23 protein-coding genes are annotated in these 17,353 nt (G+C 55.7%); 16 read left to right on the plus strand and 7 right to left on the minus strand.

Annotated features, from left to right (window positions below; genetic code table 11):
* Positions 1-9: 9 nt before the first annotated feature.
* Both QA648_RS24720 and QA648_RS24725 read right to left on the minus strand, forming a co-directional pair.
* A complete protein-coding gene (locus tag QA648_RS24720) occupies positions 10-585 on the minus strand; it encodes a nucleotidyltransferase family protein (RefSeq protein WP_283054071.1) in 576 nt (191 codons plus the stop codon).
* 108 nt (positions 586-693) lie between these two features.
* Positions 694-1,050, minus strand: a complete 357-nt coding sequence (locus QA648_RS24725; RefSeq protein ID WP_283054072.1) for an antibiotic biosynthesis monooxygenase — start codon at positions 1,048-1,050, stop codon at positions 694-696.
* Between the two features lie 293 nt (positions 1,051-1,343).
* Between QA648_RS24725 and QA648_RS24730 the strand changes: the two genes are divergently transcribed.
* The 4 genes from QA648_RS24730 to QA648_RS24745 all read left to right on the plus strand — a co-directional run bounded on the left by QA648_RS24730 (position 1,344) and on the right by QA648_RS24745 (position 3,505).
* Positions 1,344-2,192 carry a PhzF family phenazine biosynthesis protein gene (locus tag QA648_RS24730; protein ID WP_283054073.1) on the plus strand — a complete coding sequence of 283 codons (849 nt, stop codon included), beginning with the start codon at positions 1,344-1,346 and terminating at the stop codon, positions 2,190-2,192.
* Positions 2,193-2,240: 48 nt separating this feature from the next.
* A complete protein-coding gene (locus QA648_RS24735; RefSeq protein ID WP_283054074.1) occupies positions 2,241-2,564 on the plus strand; it encodes a nucleotidyltransferase family protein in 324 nt (107 codons plus the stop codon).
* Between the two features lie 196 nt (positions 2,565-2,760).
* A complete protein-coding gene (locus QA648_RS24740) occupies positions 2,761-3,021 on the plus strand; it encodes a hypothetical protein (protein ID WP_283054075.1) in 261 nt (86 codons plus the stop codon).
* Positions 3,022-3,055: 34 nt separating this feature from the next.
* Positions 3,056-3,505 (plus strand): hypothetical protein, encoded by a 450-nt coding sequence (locus tag QA648_RS24745; RefSeq protein WP_283054076.1) that lies wholly within the window; start codon positions 3,056-3,058, stop codon positions 3,503-3,505.
* A gap of 326 nt (positions 3,506-3,831) precedes the next feature.
* On the opposite strand, the gene QA648_RS24750 is transcribed toward QA648_RS24745, so the two are convergent.
* Positions 3,832-4,605: an SOS response-associated peptidase gene (locus tag QA648_RS24750; protein WP_283054077.1), complete on the minus strand. Its 774-nt coding sequence runs from the start codon at positions 4,603-4,605 to the stop codon at positions 3,832-3,834.
* A gap of 338 nt (positions 4,606-4,943) precedes the next feature.
* Here QA648_RS24750 and QA648_RS24755 point away from each other — a divergent pair, with 338 nt between their 5' ends.
* On the plus strand, positions 4,944-5,285 hold the full coding sequence (locus QA648_RS24755) for a hypothetical protein (RefSeq protein WP_283054078.1): 342 nt from the start codon (positions 4,944-4,946) through the stop codon (positions 5,283-5,285).
* Between the two features lie 56 nt (positions 5,286-5,341).
* On the opposite strand, the gene QA648_RS24760 is transcribed toward QA648_RS24755, so the two are convergent.
* Entirely contained in the window at positions 5,342-5,818 is a 477-nt protein-coding gene (locus QA648_RS24760; RefSeq protein WP_283054079.1) for a hypothetical protein, read from the minus strand.
* A gap of 115 nt (positions 5,819-5,933) precedes the next feature.
* Here QA648_RS24760 and QA648_RS24765 point away from each other — a divergent pair, with 115 nt between their 5' ends.
* Positions 5,934-6,356: a YaaC family protein gene (locus QA648_RS24765; RefSeq protein WP_283054080.1), complete on the plus strand. Its 423-nt coding sequence runs from the start codon at positions 5,934-5,936 to the stop codon at positions 6,354-6,356.
* Positions 6,357-6,532: 176 nt separating this feature from the next.
* Here the strand turns inward: QA648_RS24765 and QA648_RS24770 are convergent, their stop codons facing one another.
* On the minus strand, positions 6,533-6,733 hold the full coding sequence (locus QA648_RS24770) for a hypothetical protein (RefSeq protein ID WP_283054081.1): 201 nt from the start codon (positions 6,731-6,733) through the stop codon (positions 6,533-6,535).
* A 137-nt stretch (positions 6,734-6,870) separates the two neighbouring features.
* Here QA648_RS24770 and QA648_RS24775 point away from each other — a divergent pair, with 137 nt between their 5' ends.
* Positions 6,871-7,767, plus strand: coding sequence for a TniQ family protein (locus tag QA648_RS24775; RefSeq protein WP_283054082.1), 897 nt, complete (start codon positions 6,871-6,873; stop codon positions 7,765-7,767).
* Positions 7,768-8,389: 622 nt separating this feature from the next.
* Here the strand turns inward: QA648_RS24775 and QA648_RS24780 are convergent.
* Both QA648_RS24780 and QA648_RS24785 read right to left on the minus strand, forming a co-directional pair.
* Positions 8,390-9,343: a GGDEF domain-containing protein gene (locus tag QA648_RS24780; RefSeq protein WP_283054083.1), complete on the minus strand. Its 954-nt coding sequence runs from the start codon at positions 9,341-9,343 to the stop codon at positions 8,390-8,392.
* A 346-nt stretch (positions 9,344-9,689) separates the two neighbouring features.
* Positions 9,690-10,445 (minus strand): glucose 1-dehydrogenase, encoded by a 756-nt coding sequence (locus tag QA648_RS24785; protein ID WP_283054084.1) that lies wholly within the window; start codon positions 10,443-10,445, stop codon positions 9,690-9,692.
* Positions 10,446-10,762: 317 nt separating this feature from the next.
* Between QA648_RS24785 and QA648_RS24790 the strand changes: the two genes are divergently transcribed.
* The 9 genes from QA648_RS24790 (at position 10,763) to QA648_RS24830 (ending at position 17,320) form a co-directional block, all read left to right on the plus strand.
* Positions 10,763-11,359, plus strand: coding sequence for a L,D-transpeptidase (locus QA648_RS24790; RefSeq protein ID WP_283054085.1), 597 nt, complete (start codon positions 10,763-10,765; stop codon positions 11,357-11,359).
* Between the two features lie 182 nt (positions 11,360-11,541).
* Positions 11,542-11,664: an ABC transporter gene (locus QA648_RS24795; RefSeq protein WP_283054087.1), complete on the plus strand. Its 123-nt coding sequence runs from the start codon at positions 11,542-11,544 to the stop codon at positions 11,662-11,664.
* A gap of 145 nt (positions 11,665-11,809) precedes the next feature.
* Positions 11,810-12,388 (plus strand): hypothetical protein, encoded by a 579-nt coding sequence (locus tag QA648_RS24800; protein WP_104826729.1) that lies wholly within the window; start codon positions 11,810-11,812, stop codon positions 12,386-12,388.
* A 143-nt stretch (positions 12,389-12,531) separates the two neighbouring features.
* Entirely contained in the window at positions 12,532-13,125 is a 594-nt protein-coding gene (locus QA648_RS24805; RefSeq protein ID WP_104827878.1) for a protein-S-isoprenylcysteine O-methyltransferase, read from the plus strand.
* Positions 13,126-13,135: 10 nt separating this feature from the next.
* A complete protein-coding gene (locus QA648_RS24810; RefSeq protein ID WP_104826728.1) occupies positions 13,136-13,927 on the plus strand; it encodes a hypothetical protein in 792 nt (263 codons plus the stop codon).
* Entirely contained in the window at positions 13,924-14,799 is an 876-nt protein-coding gene (locus QA648_RS24815; protein WP_283054088.1) for an SDR family NAD(P)-dependent oxidoreductase, read from the plus strand. Before QA648_RS24810 ends, QA648_RS24815 begins: the two co-directional genes overlap by 4 nt.
* A 524-nt stretch (positions 14,800-15,323) precedes the next feature.
* Positions 15,324-15,413, plus strand: coding sequence for a K(+)-transporting ATPase subunit F (gene kdpF / locus QA648_RS24820; RefSeq protein ID WP_034509905.1), 90 nt, complete (start codon positions 15,324-15,326; stop codon positions 15,411-15,413).
* A 32-nt stretch (positions 15,414-15,445) separates the two neighbouring features.
* Entirely contained in the window at positions 15,446-17,149 is a 1,704-nt protein-coding gene (kdpA, locus tag QA648_RS24825) for a potassium-transporting ATPase subunit KdpA (protein ID WP_283054089.1), read from the plus strand.
* A gap of 9 nt (positions 17,150-17,158) precedes the next feature.
* Positions 17,159-17,320: a hypothetical protein gene (locus tag QA648_RS24830; RefSeq protein WP_283054090.1), complete on the plus strand. Its 162-nt coding sequence runs from the start codon at positions 17,159-17,161 to the stop codon at positions 17,318-17,320.
* Positions 17,321-17,353 lie beyond the last annotated feature (33 nt).

Consider the following 17,353-nt stretch of genomic DNA (forward strand, 5'->3'; position numbering starts at 1 on the left):
CGCATGCGCCTAAACCCAGCTCACGACCGTGAGATTTGGCCAGACATTGATCCACCGTTCGACCTTCCGCTCGTACACTTCCCGTGTGATCTGTCTTGTGTTCGCACGGACAACGCCGCCGAGAAGGTCGGAAAGGCCGAACGGGGCGCATAATTCCAAACCGCCATTGTGGGGACGCATCCCGACCGCCGTCGCAGTCGTCGGGAACGTAGCGATGGCGTCGACAGTCGATTTGTACGGCTCGATTGGATATCCGAATTTCGCCTCATACCAGAGGTGAACCCGTGCCTCATTTTTCACATCGATCCAGATGGGCAGATCGGAGAAGGCAGTTCGGATTCGAGCGGCATGCTTTGCTTCCGCGTCCTCGGAAAGGTCGCTCGCATCAAAGTAGACGATATCAATGTCATTGATGCCCTGATCCCGCGCAAAGCCGAAAGCTTGGTTCCAGACCGTCTGAGCGATTGCACCGGCCACGAGCCAGGCGTCCGGAAGCGCGATCTCACGCCAGCGCTGCAGCAGCGGTGACAACAGCTGACTTTCGTTAACGACGGCTTGCAGTTGCTGAAACTGACTATCTGCCATGACATACCTGCCGCTGAGGAATTGACGTCGAGAATGTCTCCCTCGTTCGACCAAACCTGGGCCACATCTCACAATCTTAGGCAAGGAACCGCGCTTACGCTAAATGCCTTATCCAGGAGAAACCTGGGTATTCCTTGGCGGTGCTTCAAACCCATAGGCCCGTTGAACGAGTGCGACGCGGATTTCATACCGTGTGTACCAGTCTACCCTGCCCCGACGCTGAGCCTCGCCATGATCGACAACTGCTTTCCATGCCAGGATGCTCTCCTCGTCTTTCCAATATGAGTTGATAATTCCGAAGCCATCAGTACGGCGAGCACTTTCGAAACCGAGAAAGCCAGGTTGCTGCTTTGCCAGGTCAACCATCGCAGCGCCGATGTCACCATACCCGTCTTCGACTTCAGTCCGTTGAGACGAAAAGCAAACGACGTAATAGGGCGGCGAAGGCAAAGTAGCGATAGACATATCAACCTCTCACTGCTTATGGCATCCGATAATTGCACTATACATTGGGGGGTCAATCCCCCACGTCAGCACGCGGGGGATATCAAAACAATCGAGGTCTGCGATGCGAATTAGGTGTGGAAATTGTCGGGACCGCTAAGGGATGTGGTTTCATAGCCGCAATGTCGGTGCTTCGCTGTCGTAGCGACCCTGGCTACTCCCGCATACCCGATGCTACCACAGCGCGTCGTGAGAGTTGCCGACTGCAGCCGCCTGATGATCTGAAATACGATCTGACACAGAAAGAATATGTTTTGACGAAAAGCCCCACTAAATTTTTATTCCAGCAAGTAGATGTTTTCTCGTCTCAGGCTCTGCGGGGCAACCCGCTAGCCGTCGTCGTCGGCGCAGACACACTGACAGATAGCCAGATGGCTTCCTTCGCCAACTGGACGAACCTCAGCGAGACAACCTTCCTTCTCCAACCGACGACGGACAAGGCGGACTATCGCGTCCGTATTTTTACACCGATAGGTGAACTTCCATTCGCCGGTCATCCTACTTTGGGGAGCTGCCAAGTATGGTTGGCGTCCGGTGGTAAATCCAGTGGGAGCGAGATCGTGCAGGAATGCGAAGCCGGTCTGATCCGCATTCGTCGCAACGGCAATCGTCTTTCCTTCGCCGCTCCGGCCTTACGTCGTCGTGGACCTGTTGAACGGGAGATTCTGACCCGGGTCATCGGGGGACTGCATTTGGCGGAGGGTGCCGTTATCGATGCAAATTGGGTGGATAACGGCCCGGGATGGCTCGCGGTACTGCTACGTTCGCGAGAGGAGGTTCTGGCGCTGCGACCGGATTTTGCAGCGATATCCGGATTGCGGGTCGGGGTTGTAGCGCCTTGGAATACTGGAGAGGACGAACGTCACGCCGATTTCGAGGTTCGCGCCTTCACGGCCGCCGGGTTTGAAGATCCCGTCACCGGAAGCCTGAATGCTGGTCTCGCCCAATGGCTGATCGGAAGCGGGATCGCTCCATCTTCATATGTCGCGAGCCAAGGTACCGTTCTCGGACGAGCGGGCCGCGTCCATGTTCACCAGCTGGGCAAGGAAATCTGGATTGGCGGTGAAGTAACGACATGCATTGAGGGTACCGCCACCCTCTGAAGTTCGGATCGAGATTTAAAGAGCTGAAGCGGTGAGACACCCATCAAGATGAAGAAAACTCACGAACGGCGGAAAGCGTCGAAGTGCAGTAATCTTACGCAACAGGCCCGTGTTCACCTCTGGTACCCACAGAAATTCGGTTCCCCTTGTCCACCGCTGACGCGAGTTGAAGACGGCATTGACCGCTACCTAATCACCTGTCCCCAGTTCGGAATCGGCATCGGAAGTGGCGAGGTCTATGCTCCGGACGGATTCGCCGACATGCGGAACGGCACTCTACGCATCAATCCAAAAAACCCTCAAATGGACCCATTTCTCAGGAAATGTCAGGACTACAAGACTAGATGGCCGTGGCTCTCAATCACGCTTTGAGCATGGCTCTTTAGTTTCGACCTCGCGCAACCGGCCTACCTAGCTGTATGCTTCTCAGTGCCGAGTAGCGTATTCAGATCGGCGTTTGACCACTGACCGTTCTGTTGACGATTGGTGACGAGATAATCGGATAGGGGTTAATGCCCTGGCTTAGCCAAAATGCATTTGAGCATCAAAGATAACGCTGGACGCCACGATGTTCCCGTATCTGCTTTTTTTCGTCATCATAATAGCGTGTGGCCTCGTCAATGCTGTCGGCCCTGGAAAAAGCTTGGGGCCCAGAAGCTACATGCGTGACGCTGAAGAAGCGCACAAGAAGGCCTATCAGGTCATATCTGAGAAGACTGCAAGGCGACAGGCCATCCTCAACCGGATCCTTTTTGTCGCGTTGATAACCGTCATATTACTTATAGTTTGGATATTTGGTGGATTTAGCGGCTTCATCGGTCACCAGTGACACGCCGCTACCGTGGATTTTCGGGGGAACAACATTGTCCGACAATTTCCTGCTGTTCATTTCAGACGACCCGCACTGGCAGCCCTCTCCTAGTGACGCTGACAGAGCTGTGTCGTTGCTAAAATTGATCGCGCCAGGGGCAGATAGCGTGGAAGCAAGTTTCGAAGACGAGGTCACGTTCTACCACCCTGTTCAGAACTGGTCGGGCGTCGAGTGCAGCGCTTGCGGCGCGGATGCTGAACTGTGGTGGGAAAGCGCCATGGATGCAGCTTCTGCCAATCGCTTTGAAAATCTCAACATCAAGACCCCTTGCTGCGGCACCAACGTTTCGTTGAACGATTTACGCTATATCTGGCCCGCTGCGTTCGGCCGCTTTGCGCTGGAGGCTCGCAATCCTAATATCGCCAACACGACAAGCGACCAGGATCAGCAGCTTGCCGAATGCCTCGGAACCCGGCTGCGGAAGGTGTGGATGAGAATTTAGGGAAACACGTTTCCCGATACACTCCGAAGATTAGGCGTCGATCTCGGCACCCGCGTCCTCGGCACAATTTGCCAACGGCCAGGTTCTCATGCTTTTCCCCTCGATGCGTGCAGCAATGGAAATTGCGACGAGCTGTGATATCGAGCGTGCACCGAAACCCTGTTTCAATCGCTCCACGCGGTGCTCGATAGTGTCTTTCCGATCCCGACGGATATTATGTCAGAGTGACCAGTCGGCATTCGAGCTGATGGCTAGTATGGCGACAAAACAGCTTTCAATCGATCCGCCCATGACTTCGATGCAGCAAGGAAATCTCGTCACGTGATTTAGAGCAACGTTGCCTGCGACATCGGCTCCCCGGAGCTGGTGACGATGGTCGAACCGTACGATTCCCGTGACGATACCATGATCATATCGTTTGGAAGTGGCCGGGCCAGCGCCTTCGCTTCCTCCCATGGTGCCCGCATCCAGACATCTGTTTCTTCCTTCGTCAGGAGCAAAACCGGCATCGCCTTCTGATGGATTGGCTTCACGACATCGTTGGGATCGGTCGTCAAGAAGGCATAGAGGTCGCCGGTCGTCGGGCCGTCCTTGACCTTCCTGACGCTCGTCCACTGGGGAACGTGGACGCCTGTGAAGAACATCAGTGGCTTGCTCTCATCGCGAGCGAACCAGGCGTTTGGCGTGTTGCCACCCTCGTCCTTGCTGGCAGGGTCCGGTTCGGCAAAACTGGTCACCGGCACGATGCATCTATTCTCGACGCCGAACCATTTCTTCCAATGTGGGAGGTTGAGATTTCGGATGTTGGTGACGCCTTTATCCGGCTCCATCCGAATGAGCATATCCATATCGACCGGCTTGCCTTTCTGCCGCAGTTTCTCCGCTCGGGCTTCAGCCGCCTGCTTGATCGCGAAAAACGGCGACGGCAATCCCCACCGCGCGTGCGCAAGCTGCTTGCGGCCATCGGCTGTGTTGCGGACGATTGGCCCCATCTGATCCGGGTTCATCTGATAGGCGGGCATCAGGTTGATCAGGCTCTCAGCGTCCTGAGCCCATTTGGCGACCCAGTCCTTGTCCTCCATGCGATACAGATTGCACATGATCGCAACGACCTCCCATTTCGCGTTGCAGACAGCCTATGCATTTAGAAGAGCACGTCAAATTCTTGCGGAGCCAATTGCGCCTCCGATGACGTTACAGACGTGCCTTTCGATCAATGTCGTCGGCATAGCGTCGAGATCGGTAAGCGGTGACTTATTCACCTTGAACAACTTACTTGATTCCTGAGGAGACCAAGTCTCACGTAACTAAGCGCATCAACATCAATAAGCTGACGTTTACCATCGCGCCGCATACGCAAGTGGAATATCAATTATCGATTGCATATCCATCCCACATTTTCCACTCTCATTGGCACGTTGGTTTCTGAGGTTTGGCAATGCTCAATGAAATTAGAGGTCGTGACCTTCTTCGAACGTTAGCTTTAAGCAGCTTCAGTTTGGCTGCGATCAGCCTTTTGCTGTATTTTCGTGGACGTTTCAGCGCCACAGCGTTTGAAGTCGCGTTGGCAGTTGTCGTGAGCGCCGCCGTTTTCGATACTTTCTGGTTGAATGCAAAACGAACCAGATTGCGATCCAATTCTGAGGCACCGCTATCGGCGGTCGAAATGCGTGAAAAACAAATAAAGCTGGGGCGGAAGATCACTTTTGTGGTGAGCGCAGTGGTTGTCGTGGGCTTGACGATCCAGTTTCTGTTGCGTCTTTGGTCTTTAGGTCATTGATGTCTGCACCTGCCATGTAATGCCAAGCCCGACGTTGCACACTGCGGCCATTGTTGTCACAACCCCTTGGGGTGAGAAGACGGCCAATCTCGATAGGCCGTTCTCAACTGTTCGACCTCGTCTGCCGATGATGGGAACAAGTCGAAACCGCTGTAATATGGGGCAAAAATCCTTCCTGTTTGCCGATCCATCCAAAGCGTCGGTCCCGTCTTCTCGTCTGCGATGGCGAGCAACATGGAGTCGAAAGCGCCCTGCCGCCAATGGGTCATGGATACATGGGCGCACCAAAGGGTGCCTTCGTCTCCATCTGCAAATGTCGTCGATACCGCTCCCTTCAAAGGAACACGCCAAAGCGGAGGGTTCAGCCCTTGTGGTCGGCATTCAACCAGCCAGCAATCGGCGTCCTGTCCTAATACCGCACTGCCAAGAATATATGCTCGACCGAGAAGGATCCCTTCGTCGACGTCATTCCCCGGGTATCGCTTTGAGCTTGGTAGCGAATGAAACCGCACCCACGGCAGGGATCTGTCCATCCGAAGCATCCATCCCAACGGAATTCGATCTCCATGGAATAATGATTATTCGCGCTCAAAAGCTTGCTTTGTCTCTACGTCGGCCGCCATCAACGTTGCGCCTCCGAGAGCAAGAATGGCTCCAAATCTAACCTCTCCGCTTCCTGTCGCGGCGAGCAAGTTCTACCTCTTTGAAATGCTCATCGTTCGGGTCGAAAAAATAGCTGACGATATTTTGCAAAACGTCGTCCAACGACGTCAGCTTCTTTGTGAAATCGCCTGGTCCTGGCCCCGGTGTCCATGCCCAGACACAAATATTCCAATTGCCCGCTTCTCCCCAAAGCCTCAACGTAGGCATATGCACCGTCTAAGCGAACTTTCGAGATACGATCCGCTCAAGCTCTCGAAACTGCTCGAAACCCAGCGAAACTGGCTCCTGGCCGAATTTATCAAGACAGCTCCAATTCAGTTCTTAGACGAGATCGCCTGCGAGCTGACAGGTCAAGAAATTTTTGTACCCGGTATTCACGCCGGAAATCTCCTCACATTGTCAAACTGAGAGTTTTCAAATGCCTGCGATCCCCGCTTCTGCCCGTACTGGCTATCTTTTTGAAAAACTGATGATGAAGCTGTTCAACTCCAAAGGATATTTGGTCATCGACCACAGCTCGTCAGGGGACGTTGGAATAGACTTTACTGCAACCATGCCCGGAGAGCCCACCAAGGCGGTTCAGGTCAGCCAAGACGATCATTACGGAGCATGCCTCCCTCAAGACCACGCTCCACGATGACCCAGACTTCATCAAGCGCCTGGGGCACGCTGGCGAGCACGATTTTGGAACGATCACTCAGATCATCCGCGCAGCCACCGAAATTGCAATTTGGGACGACCACGCGATCGTGACCGATGAGCACTTCAAGAAAGCGTACAGCCATTTCTCAGGCTGCGGCCCCCTCGACAACATCTTTTCCGTCGCGCACTGGAGCGAGATCACGCCTCGTCTGGCGAAGCTTCGTGATGCCGACCGCCTCTGGCAGAAAGAGCATCGCCGACAAGCAAAGGTACTCGGCCTTTGAGCACCATCCAGCCAGTAGTGAAATTCAACGCGGGAGAACCCATTGGGAGCTTTTGCTCCAGGTTGGCGGCGGCCTACGGCGTGAGGTCCGCATCCTATTTTGCGGAGCTTTTTGAATTCAGTTTCCGTGGATTGATGAATGGCGAGCACCGGGACGTGCAGGTTTTCGCCGAGATCACGGGAATCTCCCCGGCACGACTCTTTGACGGGCTCGCCACGCAGGTCGGATGCAATGTCGTTGTCAATGGGCATCTCTTCGCGAGGCGGTTCGTCGACCCGCTCCGTTGCAGACTCTGCCCCCAGTGTGTGATCGAAGGTGTGGGGCAGCAAGGCAATTTCACGCGCACTTTTGCGAAAGTCCAATGGATGCTCAAATCAATGCGCTGCTGCCCAGTTCACGACTGCCAGCTAATGACGTTCAGGGGGCGGACCTGGCAGGACAGCGCAGACTTTTTCTGGGTGGTACGCGAGAACTTTAAGCTGATCGAGCGCTCTACAGCTCAGCTCGCGTCGTCGCCGTTCGAGCACTATTTGTCGTCGCGTATCATGCAGAGCGCTGGCGGCTACACCTGGCTTGACGGACTTCCACTGCAGGCCGCGATCCACTTTACCGAAACCTTAGGTGCGGTAATCCGTCATGGAACTGAACCTGATCTGGAAACGCTCACAGCGTCAGGGTGGGTAGATGCAGGACGTGAGGGTATCGCGGTAACCGGCTCCGGACTGCCAGCGGTCAAGCAAGTGCTCCGCGAGATCGCTTCGCGTTCGATGCCGCGAGGGAAAAAATCGTTGCCAATGGTCTTCGGGCGATTGGCTGCCGAGGTACTGGAGTTCGAAAACGATCCCGGGTACCGCGACATCATTTCGATCATGAAAGAGGTCGTAGGAGTATGATCGGCGCGGACCGATCAACTTAACTCATCTTTGAACTCAACCATCCCTGTGCTGGACCAGCCCTCCGTAATCGACCGCCAAATTGACGGTGCGCTTAGGTGTCGTGGCAGTTGCCGCCTCCATCTTTTCCATCAATTTATTTCAGCACTCACTCTTCAGCAGATATCATTTTCGACCACCCTTTTCCCGCAATGACGCCTTCGATGCTACGTTGGGCTCTTATTGCTCAGGCGAAGAGCAATTCGACAGATGTGTCAGGTTGTGAGGCGAGATCCCGCAAAGACGAAATCATCGAAAATGGTGCCGGTCGAGCACCAGCTGCGTCCTTACGGCTGAAATTCCATGCGAATGGTCGGGAGTTCATCACCGAACACCAAGGTGTTGGCCAATTCAGGAGCGAATCAAATTTCAAGGAAACGCCCGGAAAATGCCTGAATATTTGCGGCGAAAATACAATCCGAGACTAGAGCCGGTTTAATCCGGGAGATGCCCCCTAACCGCCGCAAAAAACCCAGCGTTTTCAGGCAGTTCAATCCGATCCTCAGCCCGGTTTTACAAAGTCCCAATCCACTTACCGTGTTTGGGTGATCCCGCCACCCTCGACGTGAAAACATCCGTCGCCTTATGATGCCGAGCATGTCTGACGTCTTGGAGACAGCAAGGATTCAGAGTCAGACGGAGGAGTACAGCTCGCCAAGCTGAAGCCAGCTTTCGTATCGCGTTTCACCGCATACATGAGCTGGTCAGCCTGGCGCATCAGCTCGTGCAGCGAAGCGCTGTCACCAGGAAGGGCGACTACCGCGCCCATGCTGCATGTGACACTGTGGCCAGTGCTCTCCAATGCCGCCATGAATCCCGCGTGCAACCGCTCAGCCACTTCTGGTGCGCACTCTGCCTTGGATAGCTTTATCAACATGGCAAACTCGTCGCCGCCTATCCGTCCGAAACAGTCCTCCAAGCCGATTAGTGCCTTCCCCTCTTCTGCAAGGCATTGCAGGAGCCGGTCCCCTGCTTGGTGTCCGAACCGATCGTTAACGGCCTTGAAGCCATCGAGATCGAAATAGGCAAGTAGCAAAGACTGATTGCGCGTCGTTGCCGATGACAGCATTGCTTCAGCCTGGCGTTGGAACTCCTGCCGGTTCAAAATTCCTGTCATCCAATCTCGCCGCGCGAGGAGGCGTTCCCGGTCGAAACTTTGCCGGAAGCGCGTCACGACACCAGCGACACATCCGAACTTGATAAGTTGCATTACCAGTTCGACCATCGCGTTTGCGTCGAGATGACCGGAAATTCCTAGTGTGGTCGCAACCGACAATATGATTTCCGCGACCGCGATGCTCATCCCAGTTTTGAAACCGAAACGCCAGCACGCGACACAAATTGGCAGCATATAGAGCAGGCCGACATTGTGAATGCCGCTGGTCCGGAAAAGCCAATCCAAGCTTGCCATACAGATTAAGCTGAGGATCAGTAGTCGCCAAACGGCGGTTGGCGTCAGGGAGCTGAGCCACTGTTCCGGAGAAAACAATGGGGCGTCGAGATAGCCATTCCGCTGGCTTCGATAGTCTTCCCGCAATGTTGTCATCCCTCCGTACACACCGTCCTTCCGCCCGTGTGCCGGCCAAAAACCGGACTAGCCGCATCAGAGGATCAAAGATGCGCAAGGCTGCAGAAGCCGAGCGTTGGAAACCTGAGGTTAGTCTGGCACAGACGCCTTTGGCTTAAGCCTGCGCGCCCGTCCACCATGCTTATTCCTAACCTTGTAGCGTTTCCACGCCCCGGTCTGAGTCTCACAAGCTGTCGAAGGAAATAGCTGAAAATCCTTAATATTTAGGGAGCGCAACCTCACTGCGAGGGCGGCGGCTGTGCAGTTTGTTGGCCGCACAAAGCAGCTCGCCATCTTTGATTCGGTTTTACCGTGTTTAATGGGCAGTATAAGCTCCGTCCACCAGATGGCAGCTCCCAGTGATGAAGCTTGCCTGTTCCGATAGAAGGAAACATACGAGAGCCGCCACTTCCTCAGGGTTTCCGCGTCTGCCCATGGGCTGGAGTAATTCCATACGTCGGGTGCTTGTTGCTTCCGAATGCTCCGACAGAAGCGGCGTTTGAATCCAACCGGGACCGACGGCATTGATACGGATGCCCATTCGCGCGTATTCGATTGCGGCAGCCTTCGTCAGTCCTACAACACCATGCTTGGCCGCCGTATACGCCGATGCAAAGGGCAATCCAACCGAACCGAGGATGGAAGCTATGTTGACGATAGCGCCGCCGCCACCCGACAGCATGGCGGCGATCTCATATTTCATGCAGTAAAAGGCGCCATCCAGATTGACGCTCATCAACTTCCGCCACTGGTCGAGCGGGTAGTCCGCGGTTGCCTTTCGCACACCATCGAACCCAGCGTTATTGACCGCTAAATGGAGGCCACCATAGGTCTGGACGCTGAAATCGACTAACCGCTTGACGGCTTCTGCATCGGAAACGTCGACTGCAAAGGCACAAGCCTGGCCTCCCTGCGCGCAAATCTCGTCGGCGACGCGCCGCGCTCCTTCGACGTCAAGATCGGCAACGACAACCTTGGCTCCCTCGCCGGCGAGTTGAAGGGAAATAGCGGCTCCGATCCCAGAGCCAGCCCCTGTCACAACCGCGACTTTTCCGTCGAGGCCTAGCTTCATAATATCCCTCCCCTTTTAGTTCGTGCTAATCGAGCAGAGGCCGATGGTTGATGCAAGTGGTTTCCTCGACGATACACAACTGCACATTTGCAGCCGCGCGGAGCCGTACCCGGCTTCCTGATCTCTTTTTCGTCCGTCTGAATGGTAGAGCCGGTGTAAGACCCCACGCCGCTCGCTCAACATCATAACAGATGCAGCTTTCGGTTTTCGATGTTTCTCAAATCACTCAATCAGAATCAGCTAATGTGGTGATGGCTTCTGAAACGCGGCGATGTTAAAGACGAGCGTAGGGCTAATCTATTGTTGGGCAGGTGGAAATGGACGAAAGCCGCGTCACGCGCCGGGGGCTGGTGCTCGGTAGTCTGACTTTGATGATTTCTGGATGCGTGTCAGGGTCGCAGGATGGACCTCCGCTTGGATACAACGTCTTTGGGAGGGACCCGGATAACGATTCTCGCCTTCGGCGACAAGAGGTAGCTTACGATGGAGGCGAACCACCGGGAACGATTGTCGTCAATACGTCGGAGCGCTATCTCTACTTCGTCGAGCAAGGTGGCCGGGCAACGCGTTACGGCGTTGCTGTTGGTGAAGAGGGGTTGAGCTTCAAAGGGGAAGCCACCATCGGACGTAAGGCGGAGTGGCCGTCGTGGAAGCCCACCGATGACATGATGCAACGTAAGCCTCGTCTGATGCAGTATGCGGACGGCGTGCCGGGCGGGCCGCTCAATCCACTAGGCGCGGCGGCTCTCTACCTCTACCAGGACGGACATGACACTATGTTCCGGCTGCATGGTACAAACGCTCCCTGGTCGATAGGTCATGCGGTGTCTAACGGATGCATCCGTCTGACAAACTCAAATATTGTCGACCTCTATAGCCGCGCCCCTGTAGGGACGCGGGTGCTGGTCATCTGATCGAATGTTCATTCATCGACCCCAACAGTTTGACCACGGGCAACTTAAGAAGGTTAGAAAAAAACACAGATAATCCGTCGCAGTGTGTTCTTTCTGCACTAGGCCTATATGTTAGTTGTGACTACTATTTGATTCGTTGCCTACCATAAGTAATGCAATCCTGAGGAGAGAGGACTTCTTTGATGAGCAGAATTCTAATCGTAATCATCTCTGTTTTAGCCGTTGCCAATCTCAGCGCTTGCGCAGACATTGGCAAAGGAAAGGGTAAGGCACCGCCGCCCGCAGCAGCGGCAGTCTACAAGTAAGGTTAGCCTTAAATGAGAGGGGGGGCCGGATTAGACCCCCCCTCCCAAAACCCGCCAAATGATCCTGCTTACAATCACAATGGCGAAGAATTGATCGCTTACTTCAAGCCCCGCGCTTGTCAGGGCTTTCTAATGGAGCGTACCGATGATGCGTGGAATGGGTGGCCTTTCGCTTGCAATCCTGTTGGCGTTGGCGACAGCATCGTGCCAGACGGAAGATAAAAGTCCCCAACCCCGGTACACTTCCAACCGCCATGGCCCGGCAACAGCCTCCGCTCAAAACAAAGCCGGCCACTTTATCGAATTTCGTTCGCGCTATGCACTCACCTACGGCCATACCTATGTGGTCTTTGGACGCGCCGACGAGAATGGGAAGATGATCGATCCCGAAGTTGCGGGCCTTGCGCCGGCCTCGCCGGATCCTGGGCCTTACGTCTTGGGCCATTTTGTACCGGTGCCGGCCACGACCGGAGCGACCGATGGTGACCTGGAAGAACAGTACAGGTCGGCTAGCTGGCGGGTCATGCTTAGCGATGCCGAATACGCTGATGTTGTTGCTTTCATACGCAAGCAGCAGGCCACTTCCCATCTGTGGCAAGCAACGGTCGACAATTGCAATGCCTGGGTGGGGAACATCGCACGACACATGGGATATAAGACTCCCGGTATCTGGCTCAGGCCGCAACAGTTCATTACGCAGCTTCGAGAGCTAAACACGGCTTGAGGCGTTATCTCAGCGAGTCGGCGAGCTGCTCTGGTACTATTTGATTCTTCCGCTAAATTGTCGATGAAACTGGGGAGCGAGCGTGGTCGTATCGCTGGGGTGCGTCGACGATCGCGGATTGCAGAAAGGCTTTGGTGAACAATTTGACCGCATCGGCAGCAGGGGCCGGCCAAATCATCTGGGTGCTCGGGGTCGTCGCCTGGTACGTTATTCGCTATCCATTCGCGCGTCGCGCCAAGCGTTTACGGGTTATCCAAGATCAACGCTCACAGATCGAGACCATCGGGCTCGCCGCGGCTCTTCTGGGCCTTGCGGTTGTGCCCGGAATCTATGTCGCGACGGGCATTCCACGGATGGCCGATTATCCTGCCCATGCATGGGCCGTCGGCGTTGGAACGATTTTGTCCTTCGCAGCAATGTGGGTTTTCCGCAGGACCCATAAGGAGCTCGGCAAGAACTGGTCGATAACGCTGGAGATCCGCGAAAAGCACAAGCTGGTTTGCAGCGGCCCATACGCCCTCGTCCGCCATCCAATGTACACCTCTTTCCTGCTCATGGGGCTTGGACAAGCCTTTTTGCTGTCGAACTGGGTGGTGGGGTTGGCAGGCCTGTTGGGCTTTGCAATCCTTTATTTCCTACGGGTAGACAAAGAAGAGCGTATGATGCTGCAACATTTCGGCCCCGACTATCGCGCCTATATGGATCGCACGAAGCGAATTATCCCTTATCTCTATTAGAGGTGGCACCATGCGAGGGCGAACCGTCAAGCTATCAGCATCACGACGTCTTGTCGGAGATTTGATGAGATTCTCGATCGGCGTGCCGCGGGTTGCGGTGCAGCGGCAGATGAATCTTGGTCCGCTGCTGGCCGCCAGAGCGATGCAGACACAGCCAATGAGGCCGTCCTGGACCGTGCTTTTCCTGAAGGGATACGCGCTTCTTGCCAGCGAGATTCCGGAATTGCGGCGCGCTTACGTCAAGTTGCCCAGAGCGCAGCTTTATGAATACCCGGAAAGCGTGGCCTCAATTGCCCATGAGCGCGAACATGAGGGTGAGAGGGTCGTATTGCTCAGCCTCATAAAGCGCCCCGAGAAGAGATCCATCACCGAGCTCGAGGCGCTCACCACGGCCGCTCGGTCACGTCCGGTTCTTGAAATAAAGGAATTCCGGCGGATGTTGAAATTTGCGCGTCTGCCGGGGCCCCTTAGATGGCTGATGATGTGGCTTGGGTTGAATATCGGCAGACAACGGCCACGCTTTTTTGGCACGTTTCAACTGTCGGTCTATTCGGGTCTCGGAGCAGAGTCCCTCAATCCGCTTACGCCATTGACGACGCTGCTGAACTACGGCCCGATCAGCAAGAACGGAACGGTAACCGTGCGCATTCACTACGACCATAGAGTGATGGACGGGGCCAATGTGGCGCGAGCTCTGGAGCGGTTCGAAAAGATATTGAACGACGACGTTGCCTGTGAAGTAAGAGCCCTTGCTCAAAGCGAAGCTGTGCCCAGCACGGCCGCCGTTGGAACTGCGACATGAGCCTTCAGCAAGAGGGGCGCCTTGCAGTCGTGGTCGTCGGTGCATCGCGGGGCATCGGGAGGGCAATGGCCAAAATCGTTGCTCGCGAGCGGGCTGCTGTCGTGCTTGTTGCGCGGTCATCGGAAGGTCTGGCGGCTGCTGCGGCTGACGTGCGGGAAGCCGGCGGCGAAGCTTACGTACTGGAGCTGGATATTGTCGCGTCCGATGCATCGACGCGTCTTCATGATTTCTTGTCCGCAAACGGTTTGGTCTGTGATGTTCTCATCAATAGCGCTGGATATGGTTTGCGTGGCGCGGCAACCATCCTTCCTATCGAAGATCAGCTCGGGATCGTTGATCTCAACATACGCGCCCTCACCGATCTGACCCTTCGTTTTTTGCCGGAAATGGCAGCACGGCGGCGCGGCGGCGTGATCAATCTCGGCTCCATAGCAGGGTTCCTTCCGGGGCCGAATATGGCGTTATACTATGCCAGCAAAAGCTTCGTGCGTTCCTTTTCGGAAGCGCTTCATCAGGAACTGCGCCGCACTGGCGTGACCGTCACATGTGTCGCCCCGGGGCCGGTGTCCACGGAATTCCTCGAAAGATCCGGCGCTGGCCGGGCGACGTTATTCAAGATTCTACCCAAACTGGATTCGGCTTATGTGGCTGAACGCGCCTGGCGCGGATTCAAATCCGGCCGCCGTCTCGTCGTGCCGGGCATCTCGGCCAAGCTGGTTGCCGTTGCGGCGAGGTTGTTGCCTTCCGTTGTTCTGCTGCCATTGATTGGTCGATTGCAACGTCGCAGCGGCGATCCATGTCCCTGCGGCTCAGGTGAAAAGTTCAATAGATGCTGCGGCGCCGGCCGTCGCCAGAGTGTCGGAAGTCGCTGACGGCTTCACCCTCCTCTATATCGAAAATGGCGTGCTCGTCCGCCTCCTGCCAATATTGGTATGTCGGTGCCGGTCCGATTTCATTTTTTTAGGCCAATCCCGCACTTCCTTCCGTCAAAACACGCAACTTCATTGATTTTGTTAAAGAAAACGCCCGAAAAGCTGGGATTGCGGAGCGGTTCGCCGGTAGCCTCGACCTTGTGTCCCATTACGGTTTCGTTCCGCCACACAGGCCCGGCATTTATAAGATTTTTATATCTTTCCCCCACCCGCCGTCTCGAACCTTAATGCTGTTCGGCCGCATATTGATGTCCGAGATATTCGCAAGATGATCTCCCCGCCGGGAGGATGTGAAGGGCGCCTTCTTCGAAGGTGCCTTCAGTCTATTTCGGCGCTCAACAAGAACAAATCAAGGATCAACGATCAATGATGGACATTCTTCTTATCGGGATCGGTGTTTTATTTTTCATCCTGTGCGTCGCTTACACCAAAGCCTGCGACAGCCTTTAGTCGGAGAGACACCAATGCTCCTGGATTACATTCTCGGCGGCGGCGTGACCCTGTTTCTCACCGCTTACCTGATCTACGCTCTCATTCGCCCTGAGCGTTTCTAATTCGATAGCGCCGGGTAGGGAAAGTTACCACCATGACCTTCAATGGATGGCTTCAGATTCTGATTTATATCGGGATCCTCCTTCTGCTCGTCAAACCGCTCGGCGGTTACATGACGCGTGTCTTCACGGGCGAGCGCACGATTCTCTCCTACGTTCTCGGTCCTTTGGAACGGGGACTTTATCGCATCGCGGGAACGGATGAGCGTGAGGAGCAGCATTGGACGACCTATTCGATCTCCATGCTGCTATTCAGCCTCGCCGGCTTTTTTGTGCTGTATTTCCTGCAGCGGTTCCAGGCGAGCCTGCCTTATAATCCTGCCGGCATGGCCTCGATCGGCCCTGAGCTTTCGTTCAACACCGCCACCAGCTTCGTGACCAATACGAATTGGCAGAACTACGGCGGCGAAAGCACGATGTCCTATCTCGTGCAGATGGCCGGCCTCACCGTCCAGAACTTCGTCTCCGCCGCAACCGGTATCGCCATCGCGATAGCGCTCATCCGCGCCTTCTCGCGCGCTTCCGGCAAGGCGATCGGCAATTTCTGGGTCGATCTGACCCGGGCGACGCTCTACATCCTGCTTCCCGCCTGCATCGTCATGACGCTGGTCTTTGTCTATCTCGGCGTGCCGCAGACGCTCGGCCCCTATGTCAACACCACGACGCTCGAAGGCGCACAGCAGACGATCGCCGTCGGCCCGGTCGCTTCGCAGCTTGCGATCAAGATGCTTGGCACCAACGGCGGCGGCTTCTTCAACGCCAACTCCGCTCACCCCTTCGAAAACCCGGATGCGATCTCCAACCTCATCCAGATGCTGGCGATCTTTGCGATCGGTGCTGCGCTCACCAACGTCTTCGGACGCATGGTCGGCAATCAGCGCCAGGGTTGGGCAATCCTCGGTGCGATGGGCGTGCTGTTCATCGCCGGCGTCATCATCACCTATTGGGCTGAAGCAGCCGGCAATCCGCTGGTACATGCGCTCGGCATCCAGGGCGGCAATATGGAAGGCAAGGAAGTCCGCTTCGGCATCACGCTGTCCTCGCTGTTTGCGGTCATCACCACGGCGGCGTCCTGTGGTGCGGTCAACGCCATGCATGGCAGCTTCACGGCGATCGGCGGCATGATCCCGCTCATCAACCTGCAGCTCGGTGAAGTCATCGTCGGCGGTGTCGGCGCCGGTTTTTACGGCATCCTGATGTTCGTCATCATCGCCATTTTTGTTGCCGGCCTGATGGTCGGGCGTACCCCGGAATATCTCGGCAAGAAGATCGAGGCCAAGGAAGTGAAGATGGCGATGCTTGCCGTGCTTTGCCTGCCCTTCGGCATGCTGATCTTCACCGCTATCGCTTCCGTGCTGCCGTCCGCCGTTGCGTCCATCGGCAACCCCGGTCCGCACGGCTTTTCGGAAATCCTCTATGCCTATAGCTCGGCAGCCGCCAATAACGGCTCGGCCTTCGGCGGTCTTTCCGGCAATACGCCCTGGTACAACATCACGCTCGGCATCGTCATGCTGATCGGTCGCTTCCTGGTCATCGTTCCGGCGCTCGCCATTGCCGGCTCACTGATTGCCAAGAAGACGGTTCCAGCCTCCGCCGGTACCTTCCCGACAGATGGCCCGCTGTTCGTCGGACTGTTGGTCGGCACGATCCTGATCGTCGGCGGGCTGACCTTCTTCCCGGCGCTGGCGCTCGGCCCGATCGTCGAACACCTGTCGATGATTGCCGGACAGACCTTCTAAGGAAACGCGATGTCGCAGCCCATGTTCATCAGGCTTCGAAGGCTCATCGATCCACGCCCCTTCGATAGGGGGCGTGGCACGGCCCGAATGGCCTGCGCCTCCGACGTCATCCTGGCTGCGATGGTCACGCTGTTCCTCGGCCTTGTGGTCTTCAGAATTTTACTGGGCTGATCGGGCAATCCCGATCCGCCGTGTCCCTCTTCA

The sequence above is a fragment of the Rhizobium sp. CB3171 genome, assembly GCF_029714265.1.
GTDB lineage: Bacteria > Pseudomonadota > Alphaproteobacteria > Rhizobiales > Rhizobiaceae > Rhizobium.